The 1,085-nt window shown below is 24.9% G+C and carries 2 protein-coding genes; both read right to left on the bottom strand.

What is annotated here, in order from left to right:
• Positions 1-503 (bottom strand): hypothetical protein (locus DIU01_RS10295; RefSeq protein WP_290834121.1); only part of this gene is annotated, 503 nt, incomplete at its 3' end.
• Positions 504-506: 3 nt separating this feature from the next.
• Positions 507-830 (bottom strand): hypothetical protein, encoded by a 324-nt coding sequence (locus tag DIU01_RS10290; RefSeq protein ID WP_290834119.1) that lies wholly within the window; start codon positions 828-830, stop codon positions 507-509.
• Between the last annotated feature and the right edge of the window lie 255 nt (positions 831-1,085).

The raw sequence follows: 1,085 nt of genomic DNA, 5'->3' as shown, positions 1-1,085 counted from the left end.
GTTTTAGAATAACTATAATCACTAACTTTTTCTAAACCAACTATTATTGTCTCAAAATTCTCGTCGGTTGTCTCTGTAAAATTGAAATCTTCAAAGTTTTCAGTTGAACTTTTTTCAACAATTTCATTATCATCTTCTTGTAAAGTGTCAATTTCAGATTCAATATAATCATATAAAAATTCTCGATATTGATATAAGGCACTTCTCCATTTTCCTATTGTACTAATTGGAGTGTTCAATTTTACATCTATATCTTTTTCATATAGTTCATTTATTATACTAATAATTGAATTATCCATTCCCAAGGCATCGCCATTTTCGATATGTACTTTAAGGAGTTCAAATAAATTAGTTTCTCCAACAATTAAATCACTATTAATTATAAATCTATTGTCGGCTCCAGCAACATAGCTTAAATAAGAACTTGCACTCGGTAAAGGAAATTCACCAACTGTAATAAGCCAATTTTTGAATTCTTGTCGTAATAAAAAAGTGTTCTTCATGTATTAATTTCTTAAAATTTTATTTGTTTGTTTTTTTGCCAATTCTGTAATGCATTTTTTTGTACTATTCGAATCTATAGTTTGATCAATTATATTTGTAATACCATTCACTTTATTAGCTTCAATAGGTTGCTCGACAAACTTTAGGTATTTTATTTCTTTACATTCGCTAAAATTTATTGTTTCACATTTTCTTTTTTGAGAAATTAGAAATACTAATTGATAAAGTGGTTCTTCATCTTTGTCATTTTCATCATAAAGGTATGTTGTCCCAATACAAGTTTCTCCATTATATAGAAATTTTATCCATCTATTTGCAATAAACACCGTTTTATACATAAGAACTTTTTTTATTTACATATATCCTTAAATTCTCGAAAATATAAATAAATAAAAAAATTTATAATGATTCTAAATTAACACAATGACTTTGTGTCTTTGGTATTTAAAAATAATGTTTAAATTAAAAATTTTATAAGCATATTAAAGGTCAATAAAATTGATTGTTTCTTTCAATGTTGATGATTAGAAAAACTTTAATTTTTTTTCACAAAAAATGCCCCTTATGGTGTTTACCTTATT

It is taken from the genome of Flavobacterium sp., from assembly GCF_003525665.1.
Lineage (GTDB): Bacteria > Bacteroidota > Bacteroidia > Flavobacteriales > Flavobacteriaceae > Flavobacterium.
The sequence above is the reverse complement of the archived record's forward strand: the minus strand, read 5'-3'. Positions and strand labels throughout refer to the sequence as shown.